Raw genomic sequence first — 14478 nt, forward strand, 5'->3', positions numbered from 1 at the left:
CCCTTCCTCCTTTAAGCTTCTTTCCTATTTCCAAGCTGAACCGATTGGCCCCCATCGAAGAAAAAAACATGGCACTCATCCACCGGTCTCCCAAGTACGGCTTCGATCGCCTCTGCATACAGCTCAAGCTGAAAGCGATGACGTTCTGCTGTTTCGCTCCACTGCCGATTCACGATACGATCCGTCTTATAGTCAAGCAATACAACGCCAAGCTCATCCTCGAACAAGCAATCAATGACACCCTGAATCAAGATCGACTCCACTGCAAGCCATTCCTCCGACTTTGGATATACGCGGCTTGCAGGGAACATGCAGCTAAACGGCACCTCTCTCCTTACCCAGCCAGCACGAAGGAGGCGCTGGCCCAGCACGCTTTGGAAAAAGGCAGCTACCGCGGATATATCGATCGCCTCGGATTGCTTCGGCGTTATAATCCGGCGTTCAATCATCTCCTCAAGCGTGTGCCTCAGCAGCTGCTCATCAGGAGGTTGAGTCAAGGAAACATGCTGCATGAGCAGATGGTTAACTGATCCCTTCTCGGCAGCGGTTAACGACTTCTCCTCCATAAATGACGGACGTCTCAATCGGAATGTAGAAGAAGCCTGTCCATCGCTGGGAATCGAGCTGTTGCTGGATGGCTCTTGCGATGATTGATAAAGATCTTCGAGTGGAACAGCGTCTTCCAGTTGCTCCGCATAAAGCCTTTTCATTTCAGTAACTGATGTTTTGGCAGCGAGTCCAGCAGCTTCCTGATGAGGATACTGCCACTCCAATCTTGCCCGAAGCTCCTCATCTGCTTGAGCATCCTCAAGCAAAGATAGCGATGTGATCGCTTGAAGGCGTTCGTCCTTCGCTTGATCTAGCAGGTCTAAGTCTTCTGCTGCCGCCGCAGCCTCCAAGCCTAACCCGGACGCAGAAACAATGCCGGCATGCCACTGAGGGGCGTTTGCGGCTTCCGACTGCCTGTCCTCAAGCTGCCTTGCAGCCAACGGGCCGAGCCAATCGATAAATGAGCGCGCAGAGGCTACCTTAAAATCAGGCATATAACCGTTATCGTCAACGGAAGAGAGCCATCTTTTAAGCTTTGCCTCTGCATCTGCCACCGTTGCAACAAGGTACAGCTTCTCTTTTGGACGAGTCAAGGCAACGTACAGGATGCGCATTTCCTCCGCCAGCATCTCTTTGCGCATCGCCCGGCGTATCGCCAAATATGGCAGCGTTGGATAGCTGATACGAAGCGCAGGATCTACAAAGCGGGGTCCGAAGCCCAGCTCCTTATGCTTGAGGAACGCGCTGCGAACATCTTGCTGATTGAATTGCTTGCCTAATCCAGCAACGAACACGACCGGAAATTCCAGTCCTTTGCTTTTGTGAATGGACATAATGCGCACGACGTCCTCTTGCTCGCCAAGCGATCTGGCCGTGCCTAGATCGCCGCCGCTATCACGCATCCGTTCGATAAACCGCAGAAATCGGAACAGCCCGCGGAATGTTGTTGCTTCATACTGCCTAGCACGGTCATGAAGGGCCCGCAAATTGGCTTGCCGCTGCGTTCCTCCCGGCAATCCGCCTACGAAGTCATAATATCCCGTCTCGCGATAAATTTCCCACAACAAATCCGCAAGCGAACCCTGCCTCGCTTCGGCGCGCCAACGGTCGAGCCCATCTAGAAACAGGGATAGCTTTCTGCGGGCCTCCTCATGAAGCTGCAAATCTCCAGCAGCATGTAGAACGGCATCGTAATAGGTCGACTTTGGAGATAGGATGCGAATGCGTGCAAGCTCCTCCGCATTCAAATCGAATAAAGGTGAACGGAGCGCTGCCGCAAGCGGGATATCCTGATACGGGTTATCGATGACTCGCAGCAAAGACAGCATCGTCTCCACCTCTGTCGCTTCGAAATATCCGCTGCTCAGCTCGGCATAGGCCGGAATTCCCATTTCCTGCAGTTCTTCAATGATAATCGGCGCCCATGCCTGCGTTGCGCGGAGCAATATGACGACATCTCTCCACTGCATCGGCCTGTTCTCGCGACGTTTTCCGTCATAGATCTGAAAACCGCTGTCAATCAGCGATTTGAGCTGCTGGCCCATCCAACGCGCCTCTATTTGAGCAGTCTTAAGCTCTAGCACCGTCTCGCCAGTCAAGGCGTTTTCCTCTTGATCCCCATCATCAGCAAACTCCTGCGCATCAGCTTTGTCGCTGTACGATGGCTCTTCCTCGGCAGAATCCGCTTTGTTCAACACAGCAAATTCAACCTTGAAGCGATCCTTGGGAACGGGTGTGGGATAAGCCGCGCCGCAAACCAGCTCGGCCCGTGCATCATAATCCATCTCCGCAACGTTCTCCCGCATGATCGCTCGGAATACCGCATTTACGCCATCGACAATTTCAGAACGGCTTCGGAAATTCCTTGCCAGATCGATGCGCAGCCCTCTTGAATGATCTGGCTCTGATTCAGCTCGCATGGCTTGAAGGGAAACGTACGACTTATACTTTTGCAGAAAAAGCTTGGGCTCTGCCAGCCGGAATCCGTAAATACTTTGCTTTACGTCGCCGACCATGAACCGGTTGCCGGCTCCTGGCCGCTCAATCAACGATACGATCGCTTCCTGCACCATGTTCGTATCCTGGTATTCATCCAGCAATATCTCATCGAACTGCTGCTGGAATTCAGTCGCCGCGATTGACGGCAGCATGTGATCCGGTGTTGAAGCTGGATCTCTTAGAATCCGAAGGCAATAGTGCTCAAGATCTCCAAAATCCAGCATGCCTTTCGCACGTTTGGCTGCTTCATAGCGCTGACCAAAAGCAATGACAAGCTCGGACAGCGCCTCCATTAACGGAGCCAGCTCCCGCAGCTCTTCCACGAACTGCTCGGGTGTTCGGCCAAAAAGCTCGTCCGCAAGCGAGCTGATCAGCTTTTTGGCTTGATCCCGAAGCTCCTTCGCCTGCTCCTGCAGCGATTTGTCATACTCATCGCCGCGCATCGCTTTCAGTTTGCCGAATTGCACAAGCTGGAAGGGCTCTATCCATGATTCCCAGCTCGTCTGATGCACAGCGGCCGTTAGGCTTGCAACAAGCTGCAAATCCTCGTCAAACGTCGCGGCATAAGGAGCTGGGCCTGCTGGCTGGCGCGTCAGCTCCAGTGCCTGGTGCAAGAGAGAGGCTGCGCCTTCAAGCGCCAGCTGTATATCGCTTTTCAAGCTGGCTACCCATACGCTCCGCTGAAGATCCTCAATATCAGAAACTGCGAACGCCTCGGCTGTCTTGCGGAGCCAATGCTCCGGCCACGGATGGCTTTGCGCAAAATCGAATAATTGCTGGACCAGCCGGTACAACGGCTCGTCTCCTCGCTCACCGCCGTAGCGGTCCGCCAGCCTGAGGAAAGCTCCGTCATCGCCGGCACCCTCGTACTTTTCTTCGAATAGTTGATCGAGTACGTCTAGGCGCATCAGCTCGCTTTCCGTCTCGTTCGCGATGCGAAAGCCAGGGTCCAGACCAATTAAGGGATAATAGCGGCGAATCACATCCATGCAAAAGGAGTGCAGCGTCGTAATGGACGCCCTGTTCATCAATGCAAGCTGGCGGCGCAAATGCTCCGAATCCGACTGCCTCTCCAGCTCCTGCTCTAAAGCTAGTCTAATCCTGTCCTTCATCTCTGCCGCTGCGGCTTTCGTGAAGGTAGCGACAAGCAGCCGGTCTACATCGGTAAACGCTGAAATTTTGCGAATGATCCTTTCGACGAGCACGGCTGTTTTCCCCGAGCCTGCCGCAGCAGCCACAAGGATATTCGAACCGCTGGTCACGACTGCATCCCATTGGTCATCAGTCCACGTACTGCCTGTCGGCTTAGGAGAATCCATGGCTGTATGCATCATTTTTCCACCCCCTCAAGCTGCTGCCATATCTCTTCCTTCGAGGGCTTGCCCAGCTTCTTGTATTCGTTGCCCTCAAACTGAGTGTCGAATTGGCACACAGCTTTGTAGTCGCAATATTGACATGGCGTTTTTGTCCCCATTCGATAGGGCTCGATAGACACTTCACCCGATTGAATCGCGCTTCCGATCCGGCTAATCGTGTTGCGAACGGAATGCCGCAGCACATCCCATTGCTCGTTCGTCACCACGGATGAACTGCTGTAGAAACTTCCATCGCGCTTCAAGGCAACTGGGAGCAGCTCCGAATAACCGGTGTCCAGCTCATCATCCATTAGCTTTACCGTATTCGAATCGGCTGTCACGAGTCCACGCATTTTGAACCTCTTAAGCAAACGGTCGTTCGCTTCGCTTGGAGTTACATGATTCGTGAGTGCAAGCAGCGGGTTATGAACATGAAAATACAATACGCCAGCTGGAGTGGCAGGCTGTCCAAGCCAAGAGGCTGCATGTGTGACGAGTACATCGAGATAGGTCAGCATCTGCAGCGAAAGCCCGAATGCTACATCCTCGAGTCTTAAGCTTGTCGAGCTGGACTTGTAATCAAGTACGCGAAGGAGCAGCCCTTCTGCGGTCTCCGCTGCATCGACTCGGTCAATTCTCCCTATTATCTCCATTTCGCCGCCAGTATCAAGCGGAATACGCAGAGCTGGCAGTGTCCCTTCAGGACCAAAATCCACTTCCGTTCCAACCGGATGGAATTGTGCCCTTCGCGCATGTTCGCCTAGCATCAGCGCAGCCTGGCCTACGATTTCCTTCAACTTCCGGGCGATATATCTAAAGCGGCTGCTGCTAAGCAAAATTTGTGATTGCAGTCTCGGAGCCAGCTCATCCACGGTGTCTGACACGACGGACTTCAACTCTGCCTCAGACGCCTTGCCCCAGCCTCCTCCAAGATTAGTGGCAAGCTTGCTGAGCGCCGCATGAAACAGCTGCCCGACATCTGGAGCATCCAGGCGATAAAGCTTTCTTTCCCTCAGCTTCAAGCCATGGATCGCAAAATGCTGGAAAGGACAAGAAACAAATCGCTCCATCCGCGACACGCTGACCTGCAATCGCATGCCATATAGATCTCTTGCCGTGTCCTTGGAAAGGATTCGGGCTTCGTTCACATAGGTAAGCGAGCCGGTAAGCAGCTGCAGCTTATGCTGCCATTCCGGCCTGATTGCATACCAATTATATAGATCCCACCAGAATGGAGCGATATCCGCTCCCTGCTGCCATCTGCGAATCGCCCCAATCAAATAAGACAAAGTGCGCTGGGGTTGAGAAACGAATTTCCTTTGTTCCGCTGCCGGCAAGCTTGGCGAGGGCTCCGCAGCGATACCTTCTATGGGCATGCCGGGAAACAGCTGCTTCACATGTCGGATAATCTCTGAGGGCAGCAGGCTCTTTCCTTCCTCATCTGCCTGTGCCCAGCTCAGCCACAGATGACGGCTTGGCGTTGTCAATGCATTGTAGATCATGAAGCGCTCATCCAGCAGCCGGCGCCTCACACCTGGTGCCATTGCCAATCCATCTTCAGCAAGCCGCTCCCGCTCCGCCTCCGTAAGTATGCCGTCTTCTTTTACACGCATTGGCATGATTCCGTCATTTGCTCCGAGCACATAACAAACCTGGATGTGGCCAGACCTCGTTCGGTCCATGCTGCCAATAAGCACTTGATCCAGTGCCGGAGGTACAGCAGCTAACTTCAAGCTGTCCAAGCCTGCTTCCACCATCCCCGCAAACAGCTCAGGCGTCATGGTTTGCTCTCCTGCAAGCTCAACCAATTGATCGAGCAGCTGCATAACGCCATCCCATAGCAGTCTATGACTTCTAGATCGCTGTACTTTCCCCGACTGTGTATCTTGCATCGCCCAGCGCTCGAGGCGGTCGGCCGCATCGGATTGATCCAGCAGCCGATATAATGCCTCGCACATCTCCTGGACGTTGGCTGCCTTTTGCAGCAGTTCCCCAAAACGTCGCAGCGGCGGTACGATTGCTTCTTTCGCAGCCAGCACAATGTCATATTCCCGCTGTGCTTTATCGCTGATTTTGGTTTCGATATCCGCGTCGTCATCGAGCGAAACCGGCACTAACGGATGCCAGCGCTTATCGTCAAGCCATTTCCAGCCATCAATGCCTGCTGCCAGCGCATAGTTTTCCAGCATGTCAAACCATTCCCGAGGCAAGCTGTCATCAAGCGGAAACAGCATTTCGGTTTTTACGCAGCGAAATACGGCATCATAGCGCCAGCCGAACAAGACCGTCTCAAGCGCCGATCGGATAAATTCGACAAGCGGGTGATGCAGCGCTTTCTCCTTCTGATCGACAAAATAAGGAATCCCGTAATCGGCAAACACTAATCCGATATAATCGGTGTAATCCTCGGCATTACGCACCATGACGGCAATATCGCGCCAACGGATATTTTCCTGCCTGGCCCTGCGGACAATGTCGCGCGCTACTGCTTCTACTTCAGCTCTGCGGCTCGCGGCTGCATGCAATGAAATCCCACAGCGGGGATTCTCGCAATCCAGTATCGAAGGGCCTTGAATCAGCATCGGAATTCGCTCGCTGTAATGTCTCTCTAAATGAGCCAGCATCGGGCTGTCTTGGAACCTTACGGGAGGATTCTCGCCTAGCCTAATCGGCTCCTCAATCTCCACCTCGCAGTTTGCGGCCAGCGCAATCAGTTTTTGATACGTTTCGGCAGTAGGGTGGAACAGCTCCAATTCATGCGGTTCTACGCCGGGTTCATATGGTCGGTTCAACGTTAGCGTGACGGTCACCTTTGCAGAGGAAGCTATTAATGCTCCTAGTGCTTCGAACTCGGTGGGCGTAAAGCCATAGAATCCATCAATCCAAAAATGCGCTCCTTCCATTGCTGACGCATTGGCAAAGCCATTTTGCAGATAACGCAAATAATCCTCGGCGTCAATATACATGCCCGCGAGTTCCTGTTCCATGTGGTTGTATATCAGCTGCAAATCATGCAGCTTCCGCTTTAATAAGGTGGAATGCTCCACTCCGGCTTCCGCAGCCTGCTGCTTGTCCTGCAGCAGCTCAGAGTCTATCCCGTACCTCTTCCACTCAGTAAGCAGCTCGGCAAGCCTGTCGATAAACCCAGGCTGCTCAGCACCGCTTTGAAACAGCTCCAGCTGCTGGCCCAGACGATGAACGATTTTGTAAAGCAACATATGCTTGCCTGTATCGCTAATCGGAACGAGTGCGGTTCCCCCTGTTTCCTGCATGACACGGAACGCCAGGCGCCTGAAGCTCAGCGCCTGTGCCCGTATCGTGCCGTTCAAATCTCCGTCTCGCAGCAATGCGTATTCGGTCTGGAATGTAGCTTGCTCCGGTACGAGCATAATCAGCGGCGGTCCGTCAGGCTCAGCGCGAAGCTGCTCTCTTATTTCGTTCAAGCAATAAGAAGTTTTGCCGGTTCCCGAACGCCCTATGACAAAGCGAAGTGTCATGTGCAGCTCTCCCGTCTATTCAATAACTTGCAATTATTTGCTTCTAACCTCAAAAATCGCGAATTTCAAGTAATGGCCTTCGTTAACGCCGAGCAGCTGCGGATGGTCTTTTCCTGCCGCACGCCATTCAACGAGCCGCAATAGCTTGCCGGCATCTATCGCCGCTTCTTGAATCGTCTCTAGAAACAGCTCTGGGCGCATATGGTACGAGCAGCTTGCCGTAACGAGATATCCGCCTTCATTCACAAGCTTTAGACCTTGCAGATTGATATCTTTATAGCCGCGGCAAGCGCCAGGCACCGCGCTTTTGGTTTTGGCAAATGCTGGCGGATCGAGAATGACAACATCCCATGTCCGTCCTGCTGCCCCGTCAAGCTTTTTGGAAGTGTCGACACCGCCAAGTCCCCGCTGCTTCCGCTCATCGATTCCTTTTACTTGAGCCCGCAAATACTCAAAGGCATCGGCAACTACAAATTCAACACGCTCCGTGAACCCATTGCGCTCGACATTCCGCTTAGCCGTTTCAATCGCATGCTCGGAGACATCCAGACAAGTCACCTTCTTGGCTCCGAATTTGCAAGCATGCAGTGTGAAGCTCCCTGTATGCGCAAAGCATTCCAGCACGGATGCTCCATCCCAATAAGGAAAGGTAACGACTTTGCCATTCGCGTTAACCGGCACCGATTTAACCGTTTCTCCATCCTGCTCTTCAACAAGGCGTATGCCGCTGCGGCCGCCCCAGCCAGTCATCAGCGGAGCAATTGCTGCTCTGTTCTCTCGCTGATCGAAAAAATAGCCTGTTTTCTGGCCTTCGACGATATCAACCTCCAGCTTCAAGCCGTTCTCCTCAATTTCAAGGATGGATGGGCAGCTCCCATAGAGTGTTCCCGTACGCTCCTCCAGTCCTTCAAGCATGCGGACTCCGACATCGCTGCGCTCATAGATGCCGAGCGGTTGGAACACGTCAACGAGTGCCTCAATTAACGCCTCTTTCCTGACGTCCATTCCGAGTGTCAATAGCTGCAGCACTAAAACGTTATTGAAACGGTCGACCACAAGGCCAGGTAAGAAATCGGCCTCGCCGTAAACGAGACGGCAATCGGCATCCGCAACAAAGCGGCGACGGTGCTCCTGGCATTGTAGGAGGCGATTGCGGAAGAAATCGGCATCCATTTCAGCGATTGGCTCATAGGCAACCACTCTAACCGTTATTTGCGATTTTGGATTCCAATAGCCGGTTGCAAGGTACCGTCCCTGGTGGTTAACCACATCTACCAGATCTCCAGGCTTCGCTTCGCCCTCCAAGCGGTCAATCTCTGTTGCGAATACCCAAGGATGGCCTTGCTCCACTCTTTTTTTTCTAGCTTTTTGCAAAAATATTTTTGGATTGCTCACGATTCTCTCGCTTCCCCTCAACTGGACTTGCTTGTCATGCTTGTCTTTATTGCAGCATATGTATACTTACGGTTCTAATACGAAATCAACTTGAAGGAGCTCACTAATGGTTCAGACAATTCTTATTCCCATGCTGCTAGGATTCTCCGTATTTATGAGCGGAATGAAGCTGATGGAGCTTGCGCTTCACAGAATGGCCGGTCCATATTTGACACGAATACTCGAAAGATCCACAGCAACACCCATCCACGGGTTGGCAATTGGTACGGTTACGACAGCATTCCTGCAAAGCAGCACCGCCGTAACGGTTATAGCAATCGGAATGGTCAATGCTGGCCTGCTAACCTTCCCGCGTACGCTTGGCATCATTCTCGGTACGAATATCGGTACATGCATTACGACCGAGCTCATCGGCCTTAACTTAAATAAGCTCGCCCTTCCCTTGCTAATCGCCTCTATTGTAATGTGGCTGGCAACTGCCATATTGGGTGAATTAAAATGGTTTCCCGCTATCCGCAGCGCAAGCTGGCTCACCTCGCTCCGCTTTTCATCCGTCGTCCTATGCGGCTTCGCGCTGCTGTTGACCGGAATGGCAATGATGCAGGGCGTTGGACAGGCTGTACAAGAAAGCACTTTTTTCACATGGTTTCTCGACAAAGCGGATGACAGCCTTTGGTGGGGCCTTGCTGCTGGCGCTATTCTAACGGCAGCGGTACATAGCAGTGCAGCCGTGATCGGTATTATTATGGGCTTCGTGACACTTGGCGCCATGCCAATCGAGCTGGGCATCGCAGTTGTGCTTGGCGCAAATATCGGAACCTGCGCAACGGCTTTGCTTGCTTCCGTTGGCGGCACCAAGGCGGGGCAATACGTAGCATGGTCGCATGTCGTGCTCAATGCAGGCGGCGCATTGCTGTTTATGCCATTTATTGGCGAGCTCGAAACCTTCTCGGCGTGGATTTCTTCATCCAACGCCACTCAGATTGCGCACACACAGACGATTTTCAACGTTTTGAGCTCCTTAATTGCACTCCCATTTTGTTATCTCGGTATATTTAGGAAGCTTGAACCGCTGTCCAAGCATCCCTAATCCGTTTGCAAACCGAGCAAATGAAAAGCTCCGGCCACGATGCGGTGATTGTTGTCGTAGCCAGACTGCTTTTGCCGCTTCCAGGCTTCTTTCGGATCAAACCAATCCACACCCCGTATTTCCTCAACCTGTGCCTGCAGAGAGCCTCCCACAGCTTCGACCAAATAATAATGGACCTCTTTATCCACTTTCCCATGCTTATCATGCTCATATTGGTATTTTATTTGGTCAATCGGAGCGATGATCACCCCTTCAAGGCCCGTTTCTTCCACAATTTCTCGCAAAGCGGTTTCTTCTATCGTTTCCCCTGCTTCCATTTTCCCTTTGGGCAGCGAAACTTTTCCATATCGGTCCTGAATGAGCTGAATTTGCAGCTTGCCTTCCTCGTTGCGGCGATATACGACACCGCCTGCTGAAATTTCTTTCATCTCCGTATCCCCCTTGCAGCCTAAATGAAGTTATATACGCAGCAAAGGATTCCTCCATCGTTTCCTCGAAAGGAATCGTTGAACAAAGGAATCCCCGCATGTATTCGAGCTGCGTTTATGCTCTTATCGCTTCTGGACGCTCCAACACAAAGCTGTGCAGCTCTGATTCGATGGCTCTTTGCGGTTGATCGTCCAATACTCTAACCAGCTTCGCGCGGCATTCATTGACACCAGCCTCGGTAATTTTGACACGGCATAGCTTACCGATCAATTGCTCCGTACCGTCGAACACGACTTGGATATAATTGTCCGTATAGCCCATAACTAAGCCTGTTCCAGGTGCTCCTTTATAATCGCGCTCCGGAATGACGTCAAGCACTTGGCCTACGTATTGATTTGCATATGCAAGCTGCATCTTTTCGGATAAATCGATCAGCTTATGCACACGCTCGTTTTTAATTTCGTCATCGACCTGCTCATCCATTCTCGCTGCCGGTGTTCCCGTGCGCTTCGAATAAGGAAAGACGTGCATTTCGGCAAATTTCATCTCTTCCATGAACCGCAAGCCGTCTTCGAACATTTCTTCCGTCTCGCCTGGGAACCCAACGATTACATCGGTTGTAATTGCAACGCCAGGCATCGCTTCATGCAGCCGTTTGATCTTAGCGGCAAATTCTGCCGTCGTGTACTTGCGGCGCATACGCTTCAATACGGAGTCTTCGCCTGCTTGAAGTGGAATATGCAAATGGCGGCACATTTTGCTGGAGCGATTCAGCACGTCGATCATGGCATCATCGATTTGGCTTGCTTCAATCGAGCTGATGCGAATGCGCTCCAGCCCCTCCACCTTGTCCAAATCCCAGAGCAAGCTGGTCAAATTGTAGTTTTCCATATCATCGCCGTAGCCTCCGGTATGAATACCGGTTAATACGATTTCTTTATAGCCTGAAGCCACAAGCTGCTTCGCTTGCTCCAGCACGCTTTGCGGCGCGCGGCTGCGGGATAGTCCGCGTGACCAAGGAATGATGCAAAACGTACAGAAATTGTTGCAGCCTTCTTGGATTTTCAGGAATGCACGAGTACGCTCCGAGAAATCCGGTACGTCCAGTTCTTCGAAGTCACGCGTTTTCATAATGTTGCGTACGGCATTCACCGGTTTGCGGTCGCCTTGTATTTGATCGACGAAGCTCATGATTTTCTCGCGGTCCTGCGTGCCAATGACGAGATCCACGCCTTCGATTGCCATAATTTCCGCAGGAGAAGTCTGAGCGTAACAGCCCGTTACCGCGATGACAGCATCCGGATTGCGGCGAACAGCCCGTCTAATAATTTGACGGCTTTTTTTGTCTCCCGTATTCGTTACCGTACACGTATTAATTAAATACACATCTGCAGTCGCTTCGAAATCGACCTGCTCGTAACCTTCGTTTTTAAATAACTGCCAGATCGCTTCTGTGTCATAGAAGTTCACTTTGCAGCCTAGCGTATAGAATGCGACTGTTGGCATAGTTGTTACGCTCCTCCCATTTCTCCTGATTCATATAATAAGCAGGTTAATCCTACGATGCCCGCTGTTTCCGTTCTCAGTATTCTTCTGCCCAGCCCAACTAAGACAGCTCCTGCTGCTTCGGCCTCTGCCGCTTCACGATCGGTAAAACCGCCTTCTGAGCCTACAATCAGCAGTACCCTTGGACTGTGTACGGCAGCTTCGCTGGCACGCCATTCACTAACGGCAGAGCGTACGCCTCTTCCATGAGCCAAATGACCCTCTCGCTCGTAGCAAAACAACGCCAGATCATAATCGGCTATCGACTTGACCAGCTCACGCCAGCTATGTAGCGCTTCAATTGCGGGTATACGACTGCGATGAGCTTGTTCAGCCGCTTCCTTTGCGATTTTGCCCCAGCGATCAATCCGCTTCGCTTCTTTCTTGGCGTCATACTGTACAATCATGCGCTCTGATTGAAAGGGAACAAAAGCAAAAGCGCCAATCTCCGTACCTTTTTGAATGACCAGCTCCATCTTGTCGCCTTTAGGCAAGCTTTGCGCGATCGTTATCGCCCAATTCGGCTCACTATCCGCGCTCAGCAGCTCCACAATTCCTGCCGTTATAAGCATTGGAGAAGCTTCAAGTACAGCCACTAAAGCCGTGCGCGACTGTCCGTCACTAACGATAAACTGATCGCCAGGCTTCGACCGCATGACACGAACCGCATGATGCGCATCCTCGCCTACCAACCGAATTTCGGAGTCGCCAAACTGATCCGCCGCTATAAAATATCGTTGCATCGTCCTTTTCCAACCACCTTAAACAAATTCCATCCTTCATAATACCATGCATGCCCATTTAAAATCTATCAGAAACCATTGCCAGTCACTCAATAGTTAGTCTGAGAATAGCTAGACGACAATTAACTCATAAACAATTTGAATGCTAATTGCAGGGTACTTCTAGCAAGGTCGTTCCCTATGTTTAGAATAGGATCCAGCGTTACACGCCTAAGCGGCGGAATAAATACGACGAGCAGAAAAATGAACATTCCCCATTGAACGTTTTGATCCATTTTATAACGTATTCTGAGTGGCATTAGATCCGAGATAATCCGATACCCATCAAGCGGCGGCAGTGGAATTAAATTAAAAACAAACAGTAGAAAATTATAGGAAATAAAATAACCGAAAAAGCGTTGTATGGCGAGACTTACCCCTGGCGAACTTGATTCCATAACTCCGACTGCGTCAAGTCCTACAAAAATAAATACGCCGATAATACCTAACAATAGATTGCTCAGCGGACCAACTGCCGTCACTATAATGCTCATCAACCGCGGACTGCTGAACTTGCTTGGATTGACAGGAACAGGCTTCGCCCAGCCAAAACCAGCTATAAGTATCAGCAAGGTACCGAGCACATCCAAGTGGACCCGAGGATTCAGCGTAACCCGGCCGGCATTGTAGGCTGTATCATCGCCAAATTTATACGCACTATAAGCATGAGCGAACTCATGCACAGTAAATGCAATAATTAAAGCCAAAACGATAAATGGCAAATCTTCAAGCGGGAACCGTAAAAAGCTCTGCAAGTCCATTAAGTCACCTGTGGCTTTCTCGCTATGAATGCTATCCAGTCTTCATCGCGGCGTTTCTCGACGATTTCAAATCCAGAACGGATCAAGCCTTCTTCCACATCGTCCTCTTTGTTCTTGTAAATGCCTGAAGCGATATAAATGCCGTTTGGTTTAAGTGCTTCATATACGTCGTCTACAAAAAGCAATATAATCTCTGCCAGTATATTGGCAACGACCAAATCCACGGGCACCTTAACAGCGGTAGTCAACGGCGCAGATCCGCCAGCTTCGCCAGATTGCCCTTCTTTGATTACGCCTAGCAGATCACTTAATCTCACTTCGACTTGCTCCGACAGCTCATTAAGCTTCACATTCTCGGTTGCGCTAGACACGGCAACAGGATCAAGATCCAGCGCGAGAACGTTTTTCACGCCTAAGCGGCAAGCTCCGATCGCAAGAATGCCTGAGCCTGTTCCAACATCGATCATTTCTTCCCCGCCGCGGATAACCGTTTCAAGCGTCTGCAAGCACAGTGCCGTCGTCGGATGCGTGCCCGTACCGAAAGCCATTCCCGGATCCAGCTCGATAATCCGCTCGTTCGGGCCTGCTTCGTACACTTCCCATGTCGGCTTAATCGTAAGCGTCTCCGAAATACGGAGCGGCTTGAAGTATTGCTTCCATGCGGTAGCCCAATCTTCTTCATCGATGACGAGCGCAGAATATTCCACCGTACCAGGATCGATATCGAATTCGCGAAGCTCTTCTACCCGAGGGCGAATGGATGCGATAAGCTCTTCCATATCCGTGTCTTGATTAAAATAACCCTTTATAATCGCTTGACCTTCTGGAATATCATTAAGCGGAAGCTCGTACCATTGTCCAAGCGATGTATCACGCTGCTTGCTGAGCGTTCCCGACTCTTCAATAGATACGCCGCCAGCTCCGAGCTCATGCAAAAAGTTAGATATCATCTCTTGCGCTTCTTCTGTTGTTGAGATTGTAATTTCATGCCATTTCATATGTAATATCCTCCAGTAACAATCGTAAACGGCCGCCTGCAGCCGCAATTGGCCAGACAATCGTTTCGCTATAAAAACC

Annotated in this window: 9 protein-coding genes; 1 reads left to right on the forward strand and 8 read right to left on the reverse strand. The window is 51.4% G+C overall.

What is annotated here, in order from left to right:
* Positions 1 to 11 precede the first annotated feature (11 nt).
* From addA to FHS16_RS05715, 3 genes are read right to left on the reverse strand one after another with little or no spacing between them, the layout of a single operon-like run.
* Positions 12 to 3881 (reverse strand): helicase-exonuclease AddAB subunit AddA, encoded by a 3870-nt coding sequence (addA, locus tag FHS16_RS05705; protein ID WP_246431624.1) that lies wholly within the window; start codon positions 3879 to 3881, stop codon positions 12 to 14.
* Positions 3878 to 7399 (reverse strand): helicase-exonuclease AddAB subunit AddB, encoded by a 3522-nt coding sequence (addB, locus tag FHS16_RS05710; RefSeq protein WP_183559830.1) that lies wholly within the window; start codon positions 7397 to 7399, stop codon positions 3878 to 3880. Before addB ends, addA begins: the two co-directional genes overlap by 4 nt.
* A 33-nt stretch (positions 7400 to 7432) precedes the next feature.
* A complete protein-coding gene (locus FHS16_RS05715; protein WP_183559832.1) occupies positions 7433 to 8794 on the reverse strand; it encodes a class I SAM-dependent rRNA methyltransferase in 1362 nt (453 codons plus the stop codon).
* Between the two features lie 106 nt (positions 8795 to 8900).
* On the opposite strand from FHS16_RS05715, the gene FHS16_RS05720 reads away from it, so the two are divergent.
* On the forward strand, positions 8901 to 9884 hold the full coding sequence (locus tag FHS16_RS05720) for a Na/Pi cotransporter family protein (RefSeq protein ID WP_183559834.1): 984 nt from the start codon (positions 8901 to 8903) through the stop codon (positions 9882 to 9884).
* Here the strand turns inward: FHS16_RS05720 and FHS16_RS05725 are convergent.
* The 5 genes from FHS16_RS05725 to prmA all read right to left on the reverse strand — a co-directional run bounded on the left by FHS16_RS05725 (position 9881) and on the right by prmA (position 14399).
* Positions 9881 to 10312: an NUDIX hydrolase gene (locus tag FHS16_RS05725; RefSeq protein WP_183559837.1), complete on the reverse strand. Its 432-nt coding sequence runs from the start codon at positions 10310 to 10312 to the stop codon at positions 9881 to 9883. The genes FHS16_RS05720 and FHS16_RS05725 overlap by 4 nt on opposite strands.
* Before the next feature lie 115 nt (positions 10313 to 10427).
* Positions 10428 to 11819: a tRNA (N(6)-L-threonylcarbamoyladenosine(37)-C(2))-methylthiotransferase MtaB gene (gene mtaB / locus FHS16_RS05730; RefSeq protein WP_183559839.1), complete on the reverse strand. Its 1392-nt coding sequence runs from the start codon at positions 11817 to 11819 to the stop codon at positions 10428 to 10430.
* Positions 11820 to 11824: 5 nt separating this feature from the next.
* Entirely contained in the window at positions 11825 to 12601 is a 777-nt protein-coding gene (locus FHS16_RS05735; protein WP_183559841.1) for an RsmE family RNA methyltransferase, read from the reverse strand.
* Between the two features lie 122 nt (positions 12602 to 12723).
* Entirely contained in the window at positions 12724 to 13401 is a 678-nt protein-coding gene (locus FHS16_RS05740) for a site-2 protease family protein (RefSeq protein ID WP_183559843.1), read from the reverse strand.
* Positions 13401 to 14399, reverse strand: a complete 999-nt coding sequence (gene prmA / locus FHS16_RS05745; protein WP_183559845.1) for a 50S ribosomal protein L11 methyltransferase — start codon at positions 14397 to 14399, stop codon at positions 13401 to 13403. The genes FHS16_RS05740 and prmA overlap by 1 nt, the downstream gene beginning before the upstream one ends.
* Between the last annotated feature and the right edge of the window lie 79 nt (positions 14400 to 14478).

This window comes from Paenibacillus endophyticus (assembly GCF_014192395.1).
GTDB lineage: Bacteria > Bacillota > Bacilli > Paenibacillales > Paenibacillaceae > Pristimantibacillus > Pristimantibacillus endophyticus.